Raw genomic sequence first — 19,633 nt, 5'->3', positions numbered from 1 at the left:
GTGCCACGGTGCGCCGTGTCCTGTGCCGCGAGTTCGGCCCGACCGATCGCCTCGAGCTCGTCGAGGAGCCCGACCCCGTGCCCGGACCGGGCCAGGTGGTCGTGGCCGTCGAGGCGGCCGGCGCCAGCTTCGTCGACGCCCTCATCGTGCGCGGGGGCTACCAGCTGCGACCGGAGCTGCCGTTCACGCCCGGGACGGCGGTGGCCGGGCGGATCGCCGCGGTCGGCGAGGGCGTGGACAAGCGCTTCGGCGGCTGCCGGGTGGCGGCGCTGATGATGGGGTTCGGCGCGTACGCGTCGCACGTCGTGGTGCCCGCCGAGGACGTCGCCCCGCTGTCGGAGGACGTCGACGCCGCCCTCGCCGCGACCGCGCTCGAGAGCTACAGCACCCTGCTGTTCGCGACCACCCACCGGGTGCCGATCACGGCGGGCGAGCGCGTGGTGGTCCTCGGCGCCGGTGGCGGGATCGGGCTGGCGGCGGTCGACGTCGCCCACGGCCTCGGCGCGCGGGTCCTCGCCGTGGCGTCCAGCGAGGACAAGCGGCGCGCCGCCCGGGAGGCCGGCGCGGAGCACGCCATCGGGTATGACGGGCTCAAGGACGGGATCCGCGCGCACACCGACGGCGGCGCCGACATCGTGATCGACCCCGTCGGGGGCGACGCCGCCGAGCAGGCCCTGCGCGCGCTGCGCCCCTTCGGCCGCTACGCGGTGCTCGGCTTCACCGCCGGCGAGATCCCGCGTCTGCCCGCCAACCGGGTGCTGATCGGCAACCGCACGGTGGTCGGGGTCGACTGGGGCGACTGGGCGCGCACCTCGCCGGCCGCGGCGACCGCGCTCGTCTCCGACCTGCTCGCCCGCACCGACCGGGGCGAGCTGCACCCGCCGTCGCCGGCTCGCCACCCGCTGGAGGAGGCCGGCGCGGTGCTGGCGCGCTTCGCCGAGCGCGCGGTCACGGGGAAGATCGCGCTCATCCCCTGAGGACGCGCCAGCCGTGCGGCGGGAGCAGGAGGGGGTCGTCGCCGTCCGCGCCGGTCAGGACCTCGCCGTGCGGCAGGTCCGGGAAGCGCTGGGGCCCGTCGTCGGTGGAGAGCAGGACGAGGACCGACTCGCCGGAATCGACTTCAGCGCCGGTGCTGCGCAGCGCGAGGGTCGTGTTGGAGAGGTGCTCGACGCTCGTGCGGGCGTGGGTCAGCCAGGGGTGGCGGCGGCGCAGGCCGATGAGGCGCTGGTGCAGCTCGCGGGTCGGCGCGCCGAACGGGGCGAGCCCGGTGGGGTCGTCGGGGAACGGCGGGCGCACGGCGTCGTCGCCGAACTCGTGCTCCTCCTTGACCCCGGTGAACGCCTGCTCGTCGCCCGCGTAGATCGTCGGGATGCCGCCCACGCCCAGCAGCACCGCGAGCGCGTGCCCGAGGTGGTCGGGGTGCTCGAGCCTGCTCGCGATGCGCGTGACGTCGTGGTTGCCGAGGAAGGTCAGCGGGGCGAAGGTGTCGACCATCGCCGAGTGCCGCTCGACGGCGTGCGCGAGCTCGAAGAAGTTGCGGTCGTTGAGCGCGCTCCAGATCGCCTTCCAGAGCTCGTACTGGGTCACCGAGTCGAGGCCCGCCTCGGTGACGAACGCGGCGTAGTCGCCGTGGATCACCTCGCCGACGAACCACGCCTCCGGGTGCTCGGCGCGCACGCCCGGCAGGACGGCGCGCCAGAAGGAGTGCGGCACCTGGTACGCCGCGTCGAGGCGCCACCCGTCGGCGCCGCGCCCGAGCCAGTGGCGCAGGACCGCGCCGACGTGCTCCTGGACAGCGGGTTCGTCGTGGTCCAGGGCGACGAGGAGGTCGTGACCCTCGAAGGACTCGGGGTTCTCCCCGTGCCACCGGAACCAGCGCCGCGCCTCCGGGTCGCCCTGCTCGGCGCGGCGGAAGACCTCGAAGCCCCGGCCGACGTGGTTGAACACGCCGTCGAGCAGCACCCGGATGCCACGGTCGTGGCAGGCGCTCACCAACGCGTCGAAGTCCGCGTCGTCGCCGAGGCGCGGGTCGATGCGGAAGAAGTCGGTGGTGTCGTAGCCGTGGGAGCCGGACGCGAACACCGGGCCCAGCGCGAGGCCGGAGCACCCGAGCTCGAGCAGGTAGTCCAGCCAGGCCTCGAGCTTCCCGAGACGGTGTGCCGGGCGCTCGCCGGGCGGCAGCGCCTCGCGTTCGGCGCCCACGAAGCCCAGGGGGTAGACCTGCCACCAGATCGCGTGGTCGGCCCACGTCGCACTCATGAGGGAGCAGCATGCAGGTTCGTCGCGACATGATCGACCCGGAGCTGCGTCGGCGTGGCGCGCTGCTGGGCCGGGTGCTCGCCGCGCGGTCCGAGGAGCAGCTGCGCCGGGGCATGTCCGTGCCCGGCGCCGTCGACACCTGGCTGCGCGCCCGCGTGCCCCGCGGCCTGACGCGCACCGAGGAACACGTGACCCGGCCGGACGGGTCGACCCTGCGGCTGTTCGTGTACCGGTCGGCGACGGCGCGCCCCGACGCCGCCCCCGGCCTGCTCTGGATCCACGGCGGCGGCTACGCGTCCGGCGCCCCCGAGTACGAGGCGGCCGGCCTCCGCCCCCTGATCAGCGGCAGCGGGGCGGTCGTCGTCACCCCGGCGTACCGGCTGAGCACCGAGGCGCCGTACCCCGCGGCGCTCGACGACTGCTACGCCGCCCTGCTCTGGCTGCGCGACAACGCCGCGCGGCTCGGCGTGCGGAGCGACCAGATCGCCGTGGCCGGCGCCAGCGCGGGCGGCGGGCTGACCGCGGCGACGACGCTCTACGCCCGCGACCGGGGCGAGGTGGGCGTCGCGTTCCAGATGCCGATCTACCCGATGATCGACGACCGCGGGGACAACGAGTCGACCCGTGACAACGACGCCCCGATCTGGGACGCCGTCACCAACCGCTCGGCCTGGCGGATGTACCTCGGCGACCTCGCCGGCACCGACGACGTCCCCGCCTACGCGGCGCCGGCCCGCGCGACCGACCTCGCCGGGCTCCCGCCGACCCTGACCTACGTCGGCGACATCGAGGCGTTCCGCGACGAGACCGTGCGGTACGTGGAGGACCTGCGCGCGGCCGGCGTGCCCGTGGAGTTCCGCCTGTTCCCCGGCGCGTACCACGGGTTCGACGCGATCGTGCCCAAGGCGGCCGTCAGCGTCGCGGCGCGGGCCTTCCGCGACCAGTGGTTCGGGTACGCCGTCCGGACGTACGTCGCGCCGCAGCCCTGAGGTTGGCGACATGAGGTTCGCCGACCTCCGAAGATCAAGGGCGACGTGGTGCACCCCGCCGGCCTGCCGAGGTGCATGAGTTCGCCCGTGATCTCCTGCGCCGCTCGGGCCCACGCGAACTCCGGCGTGTCGCGCAGCGAGGATGTGGCGATCCTGGCGTCACATGCCAGCGATGCCGCATCGCTCGTACTCGGTAGTGCTCGTGTCACGCCGCGTCGACGGGGCCGAGGCCCTGGGCCGCGGCGGCGCGGGTGAGGGCGTCGATGACCGCGCGGACGGTGGGGCGGTCGTCGGCGTGCGGGAGGTGGGCGACGACGATCGCGCGGCGCAGCGGCTGCTCGAACGGCACGATGCGCACGCCGTCGGGCGGGGCGAAGACGCGGCCGAGGTCGCTGGCGAGCGTGACGCCGAGGCCGGCGGCGACCATGGCCAGCGCGGTGGCCAGGCCGTCGACGTGGTGGCGGACCACCGGGTCGAAGCCGGCGCGGCGGCAGGCGCTGCGCACGGCGCGGCCGTAGTAGGTCCGCGGGCCCGAGATGATCCAGTTCTCGTGCGCCAGCTCGGCGAGGTCGACGCCGGCCTCGTAGGTGCTGTCGGCCGGGGCGGCGAGGTGGATGCGGTCGAGGCCGAGCGGGACGACGGCGAGGTCGCCGGACCAGGGCTCGGGGGCGTCGGGGTAGTCGAGCAGGAGTGCGAGGTCGAGCTGGCCGTGGCGCAGGTCGGTGACGGCGTCGTCGGTGTCGATCTCGAAGCTGTCGAGGGTGATGCCGGGCTGGTGGGCGTCCAGGTCGGCCATCACGGCGGGCAGCAGCGACGCGGCGGCCGCGGCGAACACCCCGACCTCGAGGCGCGCGGTCAGCGTCTGCCGGGCGCCCTCGACCGCCGCGCACGCCCGCTGCTCGGCGGCGAGCAGGATGTCGGCGTGCTCGGTGAGCACGCGCCCGACCGGGGTCAGCCGCACGCCCCGGCCCCGCCGCTCGAGCACCGGCGCGCCGACCTCGGCCGCCAGCGCCTCCAGCTGCTGGGACACCGCGGACGGCGAGTAGTGCAGCGACGCGGCGGCCGCGTTGACCCCGCCGCGCCGGGCGACCTCGCGCAGCGTCCGCAGCCGGCGCAGCGAGAGCTCCATGCGTCACAGCTGAACACCGTCGTGCGCAAACGTCCAGTGGACACGAATGATCGCGGGACGGAAGCTGGACCCGTGAGCATCCCGAACGATCGCCGTGTCCTGCCCCAGCCCGACGTGCGGCAGGACGTGGTGACGGCCCTCGGGATCGACGAGCAGGAGGGCGCGTTCGAGCCGGTGCGCCCCACCGCCGCCCCGGAGGGCGCCCCCAACGTCGTGCTCGTGGTGCTCGACGACCTCGGGTTCGGCAGCTCCAGCGCCTTCGGCGGCCCCTGCCGGATGCCGACCGCCGACCGCCTCGCCGCCGACGGCCTGCGCTACACGCGCTTCCACGTCACCGCGCTGTGCTCGCCGACCCGCCAGTCGCTCATGACCGGGCGCAACCACCACTCCGTCGGCATGGGCGCCACCACCGAGATGGCGACCTCCGCGCCCGGCTACACCGGCTTCCGCCCGCGCAGCGCGGCCACGCTCGCGCGCACGCTGCAGGGCAACGGCTACAGCACCGCGGCGTTCGGCAAGTGGCACCAGACCCCGCCGGCCGAGATCAGCCCCGTCGGCCCGTTCGACCGCTGGCCCACCGGCGAGGGGTTCGACCACTTCTACGGCTTCATGGCCTGCGAGATGAACCACTGGTACCCGCTGCTCTACGAGGGCACGACGCCCGTCGAGCCCTCGCGGCGGCCCGAGGACGGCTACCACCTCTCGGAGGACCTGGTCGACCGCGCCGTCGACTGGGTGCACACGCAGCGGACCATGACGCCCGACCGCCCGTTCTTCACCTACCTCGCCTTCGGCGCCTCGCACGCGCCGCTGCACGTGGCGCCCGGGTGGCGGGAGCGCTACCGCGGCGAGTTCGACGGTGGCTGGGACGAGCTCCGCGAGACGACGCTGGCACGGCAGCGGGCGCTGGGCGTGGTGCCCCCGCACGCCGAGCTCTCGCCGTGGCCGGACGGCGTGCCGCACTGGGACGACCTCGACGCCGACCGGCGACGTCTCGGCGCGCGGTTCATGGAGACGTTCGCCGGGTTCACCGAGCACGCCGACACCCAGCTCGGGCGGTTCGTCGCCGAGCTCGAGGCGCTCGGCGAGCTGGACGACACGGTGTTCGTGTACCTGCTCGGCGACAACGGCGCCTCGGGCGAGGGCGGCATCGAGGGCACGCACGTCGAGCACCGCCTCGGGCACGGCCTCGTCGACGACCCCGCCGACATGATCGGCCACCTCGACGAGATCGGCGGGCCGGCGAGCTACCCCATCGCCCCGGTGGGGTGGGCGCTCGCGATGAACACGCCCTACCAGTGGACCAAGCAGGTGGCCTCCCACTTCGGCGGCACCCGCGACGGGCTCGTCGTGCACTGGCCGCGGGGCATCACCGACGGCGGCGGCCTGCGCCACCAGTTCCACCACGTCAGCGACGTGCTGCCGACGATCCTGGAGTGCGCGGGCATCCCGCAGCCGACCAGCGTGGACGGCGTCGCGCAGCAGCCGATCGAGGGCACGAGCATGCGCTACTCGTTCGGCGACCCGCAGGCCCCGGACCGCCGCCGCACGCAGTACTTCGAGATGTGCGGCAACCGCGGCATCTACCACGAGGGCTGGACGGCGGTGACCCGTCACGGCATCCCGTGGGAGATGGTGCCGACGCGCAGCGGCGCGTTCCGCGAGGACGTCTGGGAGCTCTACGACACCACCGCCGACCCGAGCCAGGCCCACGACGTCGCCGCCGAGCACCCCGAGACCCTCGCGCGGCTGCGCGACCTGTTCCTCGTCGAGGCCGCCAAGTACCAGGTGTTCCCGCTCGACGACCGTGTCACCGAACGGGAGAACCCGCAGCTCGCGGGCCGTCTCGACCTCGTCGGCGACCGCGCGTCGGTCACCTACCGGGGATCGACCCGCCGCCTCATCGAGGAGACCACCCCCAACGTCAAGAACCGCTCGCACGCGGTGGTCGCGGACATCGAGGCGCCCGGCTCCGGCGGGACGGGCGTCCTCGTGTCCCAGGGCGGGCGCTTCGGCGGCTGGGCGCTCTACGTCCTCGACGGGCGCGCCTGCTACGTCTACAACCACTTCGCGATGCGCCGGCACACGATCCGCGCCGAGCACGCGATGGGCCCCGGACGCCACGAGGTGCGGATGGACTTCACCTACGACGGCGGCGGCGTCGGGAAGGGCGGCGTCGCGACGCTGCGGGTCGACGGGCACGAGGTCGGCACCGTGCGGGTCGACGCGACGATCCCGTACTACTTCTCCTTCGACGAGACCTTCGACGTGGGCGTCGACCTCGGCACCCCGGTCACCGACGACTACCCGGCGGGCGACAACGCGTTCACCGGCCGCGTGCACACGGTGCGCGTGGACCTCACGGGCGCGGACCGGGAGCAGGACGAGGCCGGTCTGCGCCACCGGGTCATGGCCTCACACTGAGTCGTCACGAGACGACCCCGGCGCACCGGAACCCCAGGTTCCCCGAGCTCGACTCCGGCGTGTTCGAGGTGCGCGCCGCGACCCGGTAGCGGTTGCAGTACGAGTCGTGGCACAGGTAGGAGCCGCCCCGCATGACCCGCGCGTCGCCCTCCTCCGGGCCGACGGGGTCCTGCTCCGGGGACCGGGCGTACCAGTCGGCGGCGAACCGGTCGGCGCACCACTCCCAGACGTTGCCGACGGCCTGCCAGAGCCCGAGCCCGTTGGGCCGGTAGGTCTTGACCGGCGCCGTGGTCAGGTAGCCGTCGTCGCGGGTGTTCTCGGTCGGGAAGCGGCCCTGCCAGATGTTCAGCGGCCACCTCTTCCCGATGATGTCGCCCCACGGGAAGCGCGCGCCCTCGAGCCCGCCGCGGGCGGCGTACTCCCACTCCGCCTCGGTCGGGAGCCGCTTGCCCGCCCACGCGCAGTACGCGGTGGCGTCGTTCCACGACACGTGCACGACGGGGTGCTGCGCGCGGTCGCCGATCGACGACCCCGGGCCCTCGGGGTGCTTCCAGCACGCCCCGCGCACCGCGAGCCACCACGGGGCACCGTCGACGCTGGTCAGGACGTCGGTGCGGTCGCCGGAGAACGCCAGGTGGAAGACGCCCGACGACCCCCAGCGCTCGGCGTCGGTGACGTACCCGGTGTCCTTGGCGAAGCGCGCGAAGGACGCGTTGGTGACCGCGGTGGCGTCCATCGCGAACGCCGAGACGGCGACGCGGTGCACCGGGCGCTCGCCGTCGCCGGGATCGCCGTCGCCGTGGTGGTCGCCCATCGCGAACGTGCCGGCGGGCAGGAGGAGCTGGCTCACCGGGCGCGCGTCTCCTGCGGCGCCACCGACACCCACGACACGTGCTTGCCGTCGCGGCCGTCGCCCGAGGAGTGGCCGCGCAGCCGCCGCGCCACCCACGGGACGACGTGCTCGCGGTAGTACCGCAGCTCGGCGAGCGGGTGGCGCGCCGGCCCGTCGGCGACGGGGTCGATCGGCGCCGGGTCCTCGCCCAGCGCCGCGAGGATCAGCCCGGCGACGCGGCGGTGCCCGGCGGGGCCGAGGTGCAGCCGGTCGGCCGACCAGTACCCGGGGCGGTGGCGGATCTCGGCGTCGTGGAAGACGTCGACGAAGTCGGTCCCGTACCGCGCGGCGAGCTCGGCGACGCCCGCGGTGAGCGCCTCGCCGCGCCGGCGCACGACGCCGCCGAGCGGGAGTCGCGCGGACGGGTCCGCCCCCGCGATGAGCACGACGCGCACCCCGGCGTCGCGGCAGCGCCGGACCGCCTGCTCGGTGAGCGCGACCAGGTCGGCGACCTGGATGTGTCGGCGCAGCATGTCGTTGCCGCCCCCGTTGAGGGTCAGCAGCGTCGGCGGCGGGTCGAGCGCCAGGGCGGCGTCGAGCTGGTCGGTGACGATCGGCGCGAGCAGGCGGCCCCGCACGGCCAGATTCGCGTACCCGACGGGCTCGCCCCGCGTCCGCGCCAGACCGGCCGCCACGAGGTCGGCCCAGCCCCGGGTGGAGCCGTCCGCCTGCTCGTCGCCCACACCCTCGGTGAAGCTGTCCCCGATCGCCGCGAAGTGCACGGGGTCGTTTCTACGTCCCCGGTCGCCGGCGGGCCAGCGCGACGATCTCCCGGACGGCCATCAGCAGCGCGAACGTGCCGAAGACGAGGCCGAGCACCTCGGTGTCGAGGGCGAGCCCCAGCAGGGCGCCGGCGATCACGCCCGGCACGGAGGCCAGCCCGAGGAGCCAGCCCCAGCGCGCCGAGGCCGTGCCCTGCCGGACGTGCACCCAGGAGCCGACCACCGAGTTCGGGATGAACATCAGCAGCGACGTCCCGGCCGCGACGTGCAGCTCGACACCGAACAGCAGCACCATCGCCGGCACGGCGAGCAGGCCGCCGCCGAGACCCATCGCCCCCGCCCACGCCCCGACCACGACCCCGACGAGGACGGCCGTCGGCAGGAAGAACCACGGGTTCGCGAGCAGGCCGGGCGACACCAGCGCGTGGGTGAACAGCGGCGGGCCGAAGGCGTCGATCGCGAACTTGAGCGCGGTGAGCACCAGGATCGCGATCAGCAGCACGCGCAGCACCGTCTCCGACGAGCGGGCCAGCAGCCACGGCCCGAGGAACCCGCCGAGCGTCCCGCCGATCATCATCGGGATCCCGACGCGCAGGTCGATCGCGCCGCCGCCGACGGCGTACGCGAGGACACCGGCCACGCAGAGGCCGATCTGCGCGATCGTCGAGGTGCCGTGCACGCGCGCCCGGCTCATCGACGTGAAGCGGTCGAGCGCCGGGACGTACAGCACCCCGGCGCCCCCGCCGATCAGCCCGCCGACGGCGCCGCCGACCACGCCGATGGTCGCGATCCCCGCGGTCGAGCCCCGCTCCCGTGACCTCACCCGACGGAGATTGCCCTACTCCGCGGGGCTGAGCCGGTCGGCGTCGACGAAGCCGGGCATCGGCGTCTCGCGCTCGACGACCACCGGCGTCGGCGCGCGGTTGATGAGCAGGCGCAGCACGTCCGGGCGCGAGTAGTGGCCCACCGGGTCGGCGGCGGACTTCGCGATGGCGATCATCGAGAAGTCCAGGTCGGCGACGACCAGGCCCTCGTCGGTCTCGGCCAGGTCCTCGCCCAGCGGGCTGCCCTCGGGGCCGAAGATCCGCGCGAACCCGCCGCCCTGCAGCAGGAGCTGTCGCTTGTGCTCGGTGTCGCAGAAGACGTCGTGCCCGGCCTGCCCCACCACCGCGCACGGGGCGACGACGAACGTCTGGCCCTCGACGGCGTAGACGAGGCTGGCGGCGTTGTTGACCTCGGGCCCGAGCGCCCGCGCGCCGCCCCGGTAGACCGAGAAGCTGGGCCAGGCGCCGACGTGGATCTGCTCGCCGAGCGAGTACATGGCGTACTTCGTCAGCGGCTGGAAGTGCTCCCAGCAGTTCAGCGCGCCGACCCGGCCCAGCGCGGTGTCGTGGACCTGGATGTCGCTGCCGTCGCCCTCGCCGAACACCGACCGCTCGACGTGGGTCGGCTTGAGCTTGCGCCGGACGCTGATGACGGCGCCGGTGTCGGACAGGAACGCCTGCGACATGTACAGGCTGCCGCCCGCGCGCTCGCTGAACCCGAACACGACGTGGATGCGGTGCTCGGCCGCCGCGGCGGCGAGCCGGCGCATCTCCTGCCCGTCGCGGGTCATGGAGCTCTCGGCGTAGCGGGGCACGAACGCCATGCCCGCGGCCGGCGTGTCCAGCCAGATCCACCACGGGTAGCCGGGGATGAAGGTCTCCGGGAACGCGACGAGCTGCGCGCCCCGCGCGGCCGCGTCGGCGATGTAGCCGATCATGTGCTCGACGCCGGCGTCGAGATCCAGCCACCGCGGCTCGGCCTGCACCGCCGCCGCGCGCACCACGTGGGCCATGGGGTCCTCCTGTCCTCCGGCAGCTCCGGGTCGCCCGAGCGTGGCCGAGGAACGCCGCCCGGGACTGACGCGGCGTGCCACCGCGACTCGCAGCGCGTGCCACACCTCGTTTGACGCGTGCCCCGGATCGGGCATCGCGCGACGGTGAACGACGGCTCCACCACCGCGGCCGCCGCCCCCCGAGAGGGCTGTCCCAAGCGCATGGTGTTCGGACCCTGCGGCGGGGTCCGCCACGACGGCGGGTGCGAGCTCGACGCCGCGCTCCCCTGCCCCTGGGTCGACGGCGACGAGCGGGTGCCGCCGTGGCCCGGTCCGGCGGTCGGTGCGCGGGCGGGCACCCTCCCCGACGGCATGCTCGCCCGGGCGCGGGAGTCGCCGGTCGTGCTCACCGACCTCAGCGTGCCCTCGTTCGACCTGCCGGCCCTGCGCACCGCCGCGCAGATCGTGGCCCCGGTGTCGGACGCGGTGCTCTCCGGCGACATCCACCACCAGCCGACCTTCCCCCCGACGTTCGTCGCGGCGGAGCTGCGGGCCGTCGGCGGGCACCCGTGGATGACCCTGACCTGCCGCGACCGCAACCGCGTGGTCCTCGAGCAGGAGCTGGCCGGTCTGGCCGCGCTCGGCGTCGAAGGGGTCCTGTGCGTCACCGGCGACATCCGGGGTCCCGACGTCCGCCCGGGCGTCACCCAGGTCTTCGACCTGGACGCGACCCGCCTGGCCCACCTCGCCGCGAGCACCGGGCTCGCCGCGACCGTGGCGATCACCCCGTCCGCCCCGCCCCGGGAGGCGCGCGTGCGGGTGCTCGCCGAGAAGCAGCGCGCCGGCGCCTCGCTGGCCGTGTCCAACCACGTCGCCGACCCCGCCGAGCTGGACGACTTCCTGCGCGCCGCCCGCCGCCTCGGCGTCGACCTGCCCGTCCTCGGTGCGGTCGCGGTGTTCACCGACGAGCCCGCCGCCGACTCGCTGCTCGCGTTCCCGGGGCTCGCGATGGACCCCGCGAAGGTCGCCGCCGTCCTCGACGCCCCGGACCCGGTGGCGGCCGGCATCGACGCGGCCGTCGACGAGGCCGAGGCGCTGCTCGCCGTGCCCGGGGTCGTCGGCGTCAACCTCTCCGGGCGGGCCTCCTCGGCAGGTCACGTCGAGGCCGCCGAGATCCAGGCCGAGATCGCCCGCCGCGTACGGAAGGTCGAACGATGAGCGAAGCCACCCCGATGGAGGCGGAGTTCGACACCGTCGCCGCGTGGACCGAGGAGGCGATCGCCGAGCTCGGGCCGGGCCACGCGATCCCCGCGGCGTGCCGCGGGAGCGGGTCGCCGCCGGAGCTGGCCTGGCTCGCCGAGGGCCTCGGCCTCGAGGGCGACGCGCCGTTCCTCGACGCCGGCGCGGGTCTCGGCGGTCCCGCCGCGTGGCTCACCGGGTATCTCCACGACCGCTGGCGCGGGACCGCGCTGCTCGCCGAGCCCATGACCCACGCCGCCGCGGCGTCCCGGCGGCTCTTCGGCCTGCCCGGCGTGGCCGCCTGGTCCCAGGACCTCCCCCTGCCCGACGGCTCGATGGCCGCGGCCTGGCTGCTCGGGGTGCTGTGCACGACGCCCGACAAGCGGGACGTCCTCGCCGAGCTGCACCGCGTCCTGCGCCCGGGCGGCAAGCTCGGCCTCCTGGTGCTCGTGGCCGACCGCGAGCTCACCGAGAGCCCCGAGGGCAACGACTTCCCGACCCGGTCCTCGCTGCACGCCGACCTCGAGGCGACCGGCTTCCGCGTCGACGACCAGGTCGACGGCGCGGCGCTGCCCGGCGCGCCGCAGGACTGGGTCGCCCGCGCCGACGCCGTCGACGCCGTGGTGCGCCGCGACCACGGCGACCACCCGCAGTGGCGCCAGGCCCACGACCAGGAGGACGTCCTGGGCCGGGTGATGGAGCGCGGCGACGTGGTGACGGTGCTGCTGCACGCCACGGCGGTGTGACGCGGCACGCCGACGACCTTCTGCACGTCGCGCCGCGATCTTGACCGTCGCCCGGCCCGTCACGACGATGACGGCGCCGACGTCGACGTCCCAGGGAGCGCCCGCATGATCGTCATCAACATCGTGATCCCCATCCGCCCGGAGAGGACGGACGACTGGCTGGCCCTGGCCGACTCGTACGCCAAGGACGTCAACGCCGAGGAGGGCTGCCTGTACTTCAAGTTCTCGCGCAGCCTCACCGACGAGAACGAGTACGTCTGCATCGAGGGATTCCGGGACTCCGACGCCGGCGCGGTCCACGTCCAGCAGCCGTACGTGAAGAACTTCTTCGAGCGCATGCCCGACCTGGTCTCGGCGCAGCCGCAGATCCTCTACATCGACACGCCGCACGACGGCTTCGGTCCGATGGGCGAGATCCAGCCGCGCTGACGCAGGTTCGGGGCCACCCCGCCCGTGGGTAGGGCGGGGTCATGGCACCTGCACGCCCCCTCGCCCTCGTCACCGGCGGCTCGTCCGGCATCGGCCTCGAGCTGGCCCGCGAGCTCGCCGGGCGCGGCCACGACGTCGCGATCTCGGGACAGAGCGACCGCGTCCACGACAGCGCCCGGCAGCTCGAGCAGGAGCACGGCGTCACCGCGTACCCGTACCGGGCCGACGCCGCGACCTTCGACGGCGTCGAGGGGTTCTGGCGGTTCGTCGCCGACCTCGACCGGCCGCTGAACGTCGCGTGCCTCAACGTGGGGATCGGCATCGGCGGCGCGTTCGCCGACACCGACCTCGACGACGAGCTGCGCATGATCGCGATCAACTGCACCGGCCTGGTCCACCTGGCCAAGCGCGTCACCCGCGCGATGCTCGCCCAGGGCCCGGAGCGGGGCGAGCGGCGCATCCTCGTCGTCTCGTCGGTCTCGGCCACCACCCCCACGCCCTACGAGACCGTCTACGGGCCCACGAAGGCCTTCGGGTTCTCGTTCGCCGAGTCGCTGCGCGAGGAGCTGCGCGAGCACGGCGTCGGCGTGACCGCGCTGCTGCCCGGCGCGACCGACTCGGCGTTCCACCACAACGCCGGGATGGGCGACACCGTCTACGGCGACAACAGCTGGAAGAACGACCGGACCCTCGTCGCGCGCCAGGGCATCGACGCGCTGTTCGCGGGCGAGGACCACGTGGTCGGCGGCGACGACGCCACGCAGCAGCAGGCGGTCGACAACCGGGCGACGCCCGAGCCCGTCAAGGCCGCGCGACACGCGGAGGGCACACGTCCGGCGCCGCGTTGAGACGTTCAGCGAGCACCTTGTACGCTGACGTCGGGTCAACCAGTCGTCCCTCTTGTCGGCTGGCGCGGCCGGGTCTCCCCACCGCCGGACCTTCTCGAAGGACGCTGCCCATGACGTCGGACGGCCTGGCGGCCCGGGAGAACGACCTCCTGGTGACACTGCGGACGGTCTCCCGCGACCTGATCGGCAAGCGCAGCATCCGCGACCGCGAGGCCCTCCTCTCGCAACTGGTCGCGTCCGCGGTCAGCCTCGTCCCGCCCGCCGTCGGCGGCGGGCTCTCCCGGACCTCGGACGGCGACGTGCACACCAGCCATGCGACGACCGGCGCCGTCGACGAGCTCGACCTGCTGCAGAACGAGCTCGACGAGGGCCCGTGCGTCGAGGCCGCCGAGCGCCCGCCCGAGAACGGCGTCATGCTCGCCCGCGACCTCGCGGGCGACGACGCGGCGCGGTGGCCGCGGTTCGCGCCGCGCGCCGTCGAGGCCGGGTTCCGCTCGATGCTCTCGGTCTCGCTGACCGGTCCGCGCGACGGCACCCGCGCGGCGCTCAACCTGTACGCCGCGACCCCGGACGCGTTCGACTCCACCGCGATCGTCACGGCCGGGCTCTTCGCCAGCCACGCGTCCGCGCTGCTCTACGGCGCCGACCACGCCCACGACCTCGGCGTCGCGCTCGCGACCCGGGACGTCATCGGGCAGGCGAAGGGCATCCTCATGGAGCGTTTCGCCCTCGACGGCGACGAGGCCTTCGCGCTGCTCGTGAAGTCCTCCCAGGACACCAACGTCAAGCTCAACGACGTGGCGCGATGGCTCGTCGACGAGACCGGGACCGGCCGGTCGACGCCGTCCTGACCCACGGGGGCGACCCCGGACGGACAGCGAGCGCTAGTGTCACGACAGCGAGCGAGCTGTCGACCCCTCACGGCTGCCCCGGACCCCCCGCCGCGACCACGAGGCGTGCCCGACCGCGCAGACCGGCACGCCACGCCGACCCGCGAGGGGGCGCGCCATCGAGATCGACGACGTCGGCGACGACCCGCGCGGGCCCGCACCGGACCCCGACGACGAGCAGACGCTGGCCGCGCTCGTCCGCGCCGCCGTGCGGTCGATCCCGGGGACCGAGGCCGCGGGCGTCACGGTGACCCGGGACGGCCACGTGGGCTCGCACGTCCCCACGACGGCCGCCGTCCGCACGCTCGACCGCCTGCAGGGCGACTGGTACGAGGGCCCCTGCATCAGCGCCGCCGACCACCCGCCGCCCGTCGGCTACGTCCTCGCCGACGACCTCGACGGCCTCGACGCCGTCCGCTGGCCGGGCTTCGCCCGCTACGCCCTCGACGCGGGCTTCCACTCGATCCTCTCGGTCGGGCTCGGTTCCGCGCGCGGGAGGGCCGGAGCCCTCAACCTCTACGCGACCCGCCCGAACGTCTTCGACGCCCCGGCCCGGGAGGTCGCCAGGTTCTTCGCGGCGCGCGCGGCCACGCTGGTCCACGGCGCGGCCGCCACGGATGTGGACGCACGCACCGGCACGGACACCGCCCGCCCCTCCCCGACCGGCCGGGACCTCATCGCCCAGGCCGTCGGCATCCTCGCCGGCCGGACCGGCGTCGAGGTCGAGGCCGCCCTCGACGCGCTCGTGCGGGTCTCGGACGACACCGGGCTCGGGATGGTGGAGATCGCCGGTCGCGTCCGGGACGCCGCGTACCGGGAGACCGGGCTCCCGTTCGACCTCGGCAACGGTGTTCGATAGACAGTAGACGCACATCTTGTACGGTCGGCGATGGGTCGACACCAGGGCCCGCCATCCGGACGAGCCCGCGGTCCGGTCGACCCCGACCCGAGGACGCGGTCATGGACGACCCCGAGCACGAACGACTGGTGAAGTCGCTGCGCTCCGCCGCCGAGCAGCTCACCGAGAACCGCAGCATCCGCGATTTCGAGGCGACGGTCACCAAGCTGGTGCACGCCGCGGTGGACACGATCCCCGGCGTCGAGGGCGGGGGCATCTCGCGCACCGAGGAAGGCACGGTGCGCTCCAGCCACGCCACCGACCCGGCGGTCTACGACCTGGACCGGCTGCAGTCCGATCTCGGACAGGGCCCGTGCATCACCGCCGCCGACGACCCGCCCGAGGCCGGCATCGTGGTCGCCCAGGACCTCGCCGGGGCGGACGGGGAGCGGTGGCCGGTCTTCGCCCCCCGCTGCGTGGAGGCCGGCTTCCGGGCGATGATGTCGGTGCAGCTGTCCCTGCACGGGCGTCGGCGCTCCGCGCTGAACCTCTACAGCCGCACCCCGGACGTCTTCGATGCCTCCGCGGAACTGACCGCCGGCCTGTTCGGCGTCCAGGCGGCGACGCTGCTGCACGGCGCCGAGCACGCCGCCGACCTCGGCCAGGCGCTCGCGAGCCGGGACGTCATCGGGCAGGCCAAGGGCATCCTCATGGAGCGCTTCACCGTCGACGACGACGAGGCGTTCCAGATGCTGGTCGACTCCTCGCAGGAGACGAACGTCAAGCTCGTGGACGTCGCGACGTGGCTCGTCGGCGAGGCAAGGAGCAAGCGGGCCGAGGCCGGGCCGCGGCCCCAGCGACGCTAGACCGTCAGGGCTTGCGCCCCACGCCGCCGACGATGCAGCGCTGCACGGGGTCGAGGGGCTTGAGCAGCGGGCCGTCCGGCCACCAGCTCGCGCAGATCACGAGCCCGGGCTCGACCATCTCCAGGCCGGGGAACATCGCCTGGATGTCGGCCCGCGTCCGGAACACGCCGCTGCCCATCGGGCTGTGCACGAAGACGTCCTCCATGCGGCGGGCGAGGGTGCTGTCGCCGTCCTCGGGGTCGAAGAAGTGCGCCAGCACCACGAACGAGCCCGACGCCAGGGCGTCCACGTACTCGCCCATGATGCTCTGCGGGGAGCGCGCCGGGTCGTCGTGGTGGTGCAGGGTGCCGTTCTGGATCAGCGCGATCGGCTGGTCGAAGTCCAGGAAACTGCGGATCGCGGGGTCGTCGAGGACGCCGCGCGGGTCGAAGATGTCCGCCGCGCTGAACATCGTGAACTCGTTGTCCTCGAGCAGCGCCCGCCCGTGCGCGACCACCGACGGGTCGTTGTCGACGTACACCACGCGGGCCTCGGGCCGCAGCCGCTGCACCACCTGGTGGGTGTTCTCCGCCGTCGGGAGCCCGGAGCCGAGGTCGAGGAACTGGGTGACGTCGGTCTGGGTGGCGAGGAAGCGCAGCGCGCGGATGAGGAAGGCCCGGTTGTCGACGGCCAGGAGCGGGACCTCGGGCGCGACCTTGCGGACCTGCTCGATCGTCTGCCGGTCGGCCTCGTAGTGGTCCTTGCCGCCGAGCGCGTAGTCGTACACGCGGGCGATGCTCGCCACGCTCGTGTCGACGTCCGCGGGGGCGCGACCGTCACCGGTCCTCGAGACGGCCATCAGTCGGATCCCTCATCACGCGTCGTGGGTCGGTCGGCGGCCCCACGATAGCGGCCCGGTGATCGAGGGCACGGAGATCGACACCCGTGCCTTGTCCCCGGCCCCGGCGAGCGCGACCCTGGACCCGGGTGGGGGGAGAACCATGGCGACGGATGCGCTCGCGGTCCCGGACCTGGCCGGCGTCGTCGTCGGGTGGCGCGCCTGGCGCGTCGTCCAGCGGCCCGGCGGGCCCGAGCTGGTCGCGCCGGTGCAGGGGACGCGCTGGTCGCCGGGTCGGGCGACGCACGCCCGGTGCACGAGCGGGCGGCACGACCCCGGCGCGGTCCCGGCCGAGGGCTGTCGGTGCGGGCTGTACGCGGTGGCCGACCCGCTGGGGGTGGTCGGGCACGACGGGCCGGGCGCGGTCCTCGGCTGCGTCGCGCTGTACGGGGATCTCCTGGAGGGCACCCAGGGGTGGCGCGCCTCGCGCGGCGTCCCCCGCCTGCTCCTGGCCGGTCCGGACGTCGACGAGGCGACGTGCACGCGGCTGGCCGCCCGCTACGGCGTGCCCGTGCGCCGGTCCGCGACGTCGCTGCGGGCCCTGGCCGCCGGGCTCTCGGAGCGCCGCGACCGGGCGGACGCCCTGCGGGACGCGGTGCGGGCGGCGGCGGACGGGACGGAGTCCCCGGTCGACCTGGTCGACGGCGTCCTGCACGAGCTGTCCTCGGGACCGGGCCGCGCGGGACGCCCGACGGCGCTCCTGCTCGTCCTCGCCGCGGCGGTCGTGATGTGGCTCCTGACCGCGGCGACGCTCGTGCTCGCCGCGGCCTGAGCCGACTGTCCCCTGGACGACCGGGCCGGTGCGCGCAAGGGTCGACACCCGTCGACCGGTGCTACGTTCCGGAGGTGGACCCGAAGGAGGACCTCGCGTTCGACGCCCTGTCCGACCGGGTGCGGCGGCGCATCCTGTCCGTGCTCGGGGAGGAGGGCGAGCTCCCGGTGAACGCGCTCGCCGAGCGCGTGGGCACGGTCGGTCGCACCACCGTGTCGAGCCACCTGCGTCTCCTGCGCACCTCGGGGATCGTGCGGGAGCGCCGCGAGGGCCGGAACCGCTACTACTCGCTCGACACCGAGGGCGCGGTGCGCGAGGCCTTCACCTACCTGCAGTCGATCCTGCGGCAGGCGGTCGACGAGATCGACGACTCCCCGCCGGCCCCGGCCGCGGTGGACCCCGACCGCGAGCGCGGCACCGGCTAGGACGCGGAGCCGGGGACCCGATGCACACGACCGTCGCGGCGGAGCGGACGGTGGCGCTCGCCCCGCCCGAGGTGTTCGCGCTGTTCGGGACGGCCGGCAGCGAGGGATGGCTGTTCGGGGCCCGCTGCGACGCCGTGGCGGCCGGGGCGATCGTGTCGATGCGGCTGCCGCTCGACGAGCGCGGCGGCACCGGCGGCGTCGACGTCCTGGGCCGCATCACCCGCGTGGCCCCGGCGGCCGCCGTCGAGATCGAGCACACCCAGCCCTGGCGCGGGCGCCTGAGCCTGCGCTTCGCCCCCGCCGGGTCGCGCGGCACCCGCGTCCAGGTGCGCGCGAGCGTCCCGCCCGAGGGCGTGGAGTGGCTGCTGCACCGCCGCGGCGTCCCGCTGCCCGAGCCGCCGGACGACGGGGCCGTGCGCCTCGGGGCGATCACCACGGCGTCCGGGCCCGGCGCGGTGTACTCCATGTCGGCCGAGCTCATGGCCCGGCTCGCCGTCGACGAGATCAACGACGACGGCGGCGTCGCGGGCCGCCGGGTCCAGCTGCTCACCGCCGACGACGCCACCGACGCGGAGCAGGCGGCCCTCGAGGCGGAGCGGATGGCGCGGCTCGGGTGCCGGGCGGTGTTCGTCAACGCCACCTCGGCGAGCTTCGACGCCGTGCGCCGGGTGCTCGAGGGGCGCGGCGTGCTGGTCGTGCACACCGTCATCAACGAGGGCGGCGGCGACTCCCCCACCGCCGTGCGCTTCGGGGAGCGGCCGTCCGCGCAGCTCGACGCCCTCGTCGCGCCCGCGATGCGCCGCGCCGACGCCCGCCGCTGGTTCTTCGTGGGCCAGAGCTACGTGTGGTCCCACGGCGCGCACGCGGCCGCGTACCGGGCGGTGGCGCACGCCGGCGGTCAGGTGGCGGGCGAGGAGCTGGCCCCGCTCGGCACCACCGACTTCGGCGACACCATCGAGCGCATCGCGCACTCCGGCGCCGACCTCGTGCTCAGCACCCTCGTCGGGGCCGACGAGGTCGCGTTCGAGCGCCAGAGCGAGGCCGCCGGGCTCCGACGCTCGACGCGCACCGTGTCGCTCACGCTCGAGGAGTCGACGCTCGCCCACATCGGCCCGCGCGCGGGCACCGGGCTGCAGACCGCCCTGGGCTACTTCCAGGACAACCCGCTGCCCGGCAACGACGGCCTGCTCGCGCGCTACCGCGAGGCCTACGGCTCCTGGGCGCCGCCGGTGACCGCGCTCTCGGAGACGGTCTACGAGGCGATCCACCGCTATGCCCGCGTGCTGCACGTCGACCCCGACGGCACCACGGCCGCGCACGGCGTCGCGCTCGCGGCGCGGCGTCCGACCCGGCGCGACGACACGATCGGCGCGCGCGACCTCGTCGCCCCGCGCCTCTACGTCGCCGAGGCGGGGCCGGGCGGGCTGGAGATCGTCGACGCGGTCGCCGGCGGGCGCTGACCGACGTCCCGT

At 74.8% G+C, this 19,633-nt stretch carries 20 protein-coding genes; 13 read left to right on the top strand and 7 right to left on the bottom strand.

Annotated elements, in window-relative coordinates; all coding sequences use genetic code 11:
* The first annotated feature begins 8 nt into the window (after positions 1 to 8).
* Complete coding sequence (locus tag EV188_RS17630; RefSeq protein WP_133827556.1) at positions 9 to 977, top strand: NADPH:quinone oxidoreductase family protein; 969 nt, start codon at positions 9 to 11, stop codon at positions 975 to 977.
* Here EV188_RS17630 and EV188_RS17625 read toward each other — a convergent pair.
* Positions 967 to 2,259, bottom strand: a complete 1,293-nt coding sequence (locus EV188_RS17625) for an alpha-amylase family glycosyl hydrolase (RefSeq protein ID WP_133827555.1) — start codon at positions 2,257 to 2,259, stop codon at positions 967 to 969. The genes EV188_RS17630 and EV188_RS17625 overlap by 11 nt on opposite strands.
* An 11-nt stretch (positions 2,260 to 2,270) precedes the next feature.
* Here EV188_RS17625 and EV188_RS17620 point away from each other — a divergent pair, with 11 nt between their 5' ends.
* Positions 2,271 to 3,248, top strand: coding sequence for an alpha/beta hydrolase (locus EV188_RS17620; protein ID WP_243741781.1), 978 nt, complete (start codon positions 2,271 to 2,273; stop codon positions 3,246 to 3,248).
* 205 nt (positions 3,249 to 3,453) lie between these two features.
* On the opposite strand, the gene EV188_RS17615 is transcribed toward EV188_RS17620, so the two are convergent.
* Positions 3,454 to 4,377, bottom strand: coding sequence for a LysR family transcriptional regulator (locus EV188_RS17615; protein WP_133827554.1), 924 nt, complete (start codon positions 4,375 to 4,377; stop codon positions 3,454 to 3,456).
* A gap of 72 nt (positions 4,378 to 4,449) precedes the next feature.
* Here EV188_RS17615 and EV188_RS17610 point away from each other — a divergent pair, with 72 nt between their 5' ends.
* Positions 4,450 to 6,801 carry an arylsulfatase gene (locus tag EV188_RS17610; protein ID WP_243741780.1) on the top strand — a complete coding sequence of 784 codons (2,352 nt, stop codon included), beginning with the start codon at positions 4,450 to 4,452 and terminating at the stop codon, positions 6,799 to 6,801.
* 4 nt (positions 6,802 to 6,805) lie between these two features.
* Here the strand turns inward: EV188_RS17610 and EV188_RS17605 are convergent, their stop codons facing one another.
* The 4 genes from EV188_RS17605 to EV188_RS17590 are packed head-to-tail and all read right to left on the bottom strand — an operon-like array spanning position 6,806 to position 10,252.
* On the bottom strand, positions 6,806 to 7,687 hold the full coding sequence (locus tag EV188_RS17605; protein ID WP_481726160.1) for a formylglycine-generating enzyme family protein: 882 nt from the start codon (positions 7,685 to 7,687) through the stop codon (positions 6,806 to 6,808).
* Complete coding sequence (locus tag EV188_RS17600; RefSeq protein WP_133827552.1) at positions 7,648 to 8,415, bottom strand: SGNH/GDSL hydrolase family protein; 768 nt, start codon at positions 8,413 to 8,415, stop codon at positions 7,648 to 7,650. Before EV188_RS17600 ends, EV188_RS17605 begins: the two co-directional genes overlap by 40 nt.
* A 10-nt stretch (positions 8,416 to 8,425) precedes the next feature.
* Positions 8,426 to 9,238, bottom strand: a complete 813-nt coding sequence (locus tag EV188_RS17595) for a sulfite exporter TauE/SafE family protein (protein WP_133827551.1) — start codon at positions 9,236 to 9,238, stop codon at positions 8,426 to 8,428.
* Between the two features lie 15 nt (positions 9,239 to 9,253).
* Positions 9,254 to 10,252, bottom strand: coding sequence for a carbon-nitrogen hydrolase family protein (locus EV188_RS17590; RefSeq protein ID WP_133827550.1), 999 nt, complete (start codon positions 10,250 to 10,252; stop codon positions 9,254 to 9,256).
* A gap of 117 nt (positions 10,253 to 10,369) precedes the next feature.
* Here EV188_RS17590 and EV188_RS17585 point away from each other — a divergent pair, with 117 nt between their 5' ends.
* The 7 genes from EV188_RS17585 (at position 10,370) to EV188_RS17555 (ending at position 16,087) form a co-directional block, all read left to right on the top strand.
* A complete protein-coding gene (locus EV188_RS17585; RefSeq protein WP_341770774.1) occupies positions 10,370 to 11,449 on the top strand; it encodes a methylenetetrahydrofolate reductase C-terminal domain-containing protein in 1,080 nt (359 codons plus the stop codon).
* Positions 11,446 to 12,216 carry a class I SAM-dependent methyltransferase gene (locus EV188_RS17580; protein ID WP_208114245.1) on the top strand — a complete coding sequence of 257 codons (771 nt, stop codon included), beginning with the start codon at positions 11,446 to 11,448 and terminating at the stop codon, positions 12,214 to 12,216. Before EV188_RS17585 ends, EV188_RS17580 begins: the two co-directional genes overlap by 4 nt.
* A 105-nt stretch (positions 12,217 to 12,321) precedes the next feature.
* Positions 12,322 to 12,645, top strand: coding sequence for a putative quinol monooxygenase (locus tag EV188_RS17575; protein WP_133827548.1), 324 nt, complete (start codon positions 12,322 to 12,324; stop codon positions 12,643 to 12,645).
* Between the two features lie 41 nt (positions 12,646 to 12,686).
* Complete coding sequence (locus EV188_RS17570; RefSeq protein ID WP_133827547.1) at positions 12,687 to 13,493, top strand: SDR family NAD(P)-dependent oxidoreductase; 807 nt, start codon at positions 12,687 to 12,689, stop codon at positions 13,491 to 13,493.
* 110 nt (positions 13,494 to 13,603) lie between these two features.
* Positions 13,604 to 14,344 (top strand): GAF and ANTAR domain-containing protein, encoded by a 741-nt coding sequence (locus EV188_RS17565; RefSeq protein WP_133827546.1) that lies wholly within the window; start codon positions 13,604 to 13,606, stop codon positions 14,342 to 14,344.
* A gap of 304 nt (positions 14,345 to 14,648) precedes the next feature.
* A complete protein-coding gene (locus EV188_RS17560; RefSeq protein WP_166659936.1) occupies positions 14,649 to 15,242 on the top strand; it encodes an ANTAR domain-containing protein in 594 nt (197 codons plus the stop codon).
* A gap of 101 nt (positions 15,243 to 15,343) precedes the next feature.
* Positions 15,344 to 16,087 (top strand): GAF and ANTAR domain-containing protein, encoded by a 744-nt coding sequence (locus tag EV188_RS17555; RefSeq protein ID WP_133827544.1) that lies wholly within the window; start codon positions 15,344 to 15,346, stop codon positions 16,085 to 16,087.
* Between the two features lie 4 nt (positions 16,088 to 16,091).
* Here EV188_RS17555 and EV188_RS17550 read toward each other — a convergent pair whose 3' ends face one another.
* Positions 16,092 to 16,925, bottom strand: a complete 834-nt coding sequence (locus EV188_RS17550; protein WP_133827543.1) for an SAM-dependent methyltransferase — start codon at positions 16,923 to 16,925, stop codon at positions 16,092 to 16,094.
* A gap of 142 nt (positions 16,926 to 17,067) precedes the next feature.
* Here EV188_RS17550 and EV188_RS17545 point away from each other — a divergent pair, with 142 nt between their 5' ends.
* The 3 genes from EV188_RS17545 to EV188_RS17535 all read left to right on the top strand — a co-directional run bounded on the left by EV188_RS17545 (position 17,068) and on the right by EV188_RS17535 (position 19,621).
* Positions 17,068 to 17,736 carry a hypothetical protein gene (locus tag EV188_RS17545; RefSeq protein WP_133827542.1) on the top strand — a complete coding sequence of 223 codons (669 nt, stop codon included), beginning with the start codon at positions 17,068 to 17,070 and terminating at the stop codon, positions 17,734 to 17,736.
* Between the two features lie 74 nt (positions 17,737 to 17,810).
* Entirely contained in the window at positions 17,811 to 18,161 is a 351-nt protein-coding gene (locus EV188_RS17540) for an ArsR/SmtB family transcription factor (RefSeq protein ID WP_133827541.1), read from the top strand.
* 20 nt (positions 18,162 to 18,181) lie between these two features.
* The gene (locus EV188_RS17535; protein ID WP_133827540.1) at positions 18,182 to 19,621 is read left to right on the top strand and encodes an ABC transporter substrate-binding protein; all 1,440 of its coding nucleotides are present in this window, start codon (positions 18,182 to 18,184) and stop codon (positions 19,619 to 19,621) included.
* The last annotated feature ends 12 nt before the right edge of the window (positions 19,622 to 19,633 follow it).

The sequence above is a fragment of the Actinomycetospora succinea genome (genome assembly GCF_004363095.1).
GTDB classification, from domain to species: Bacteria; Actinomycetota; Actinomycetes; order Mycobacteriales; family Pseudonocardiaceae; genus Actinomycetospora; species Actinomycetospora succinea.
Note: the sequence above shows the minus strand (reverse complement) of the source record. Positions and strands in the feature narration are given on the sequence as shown.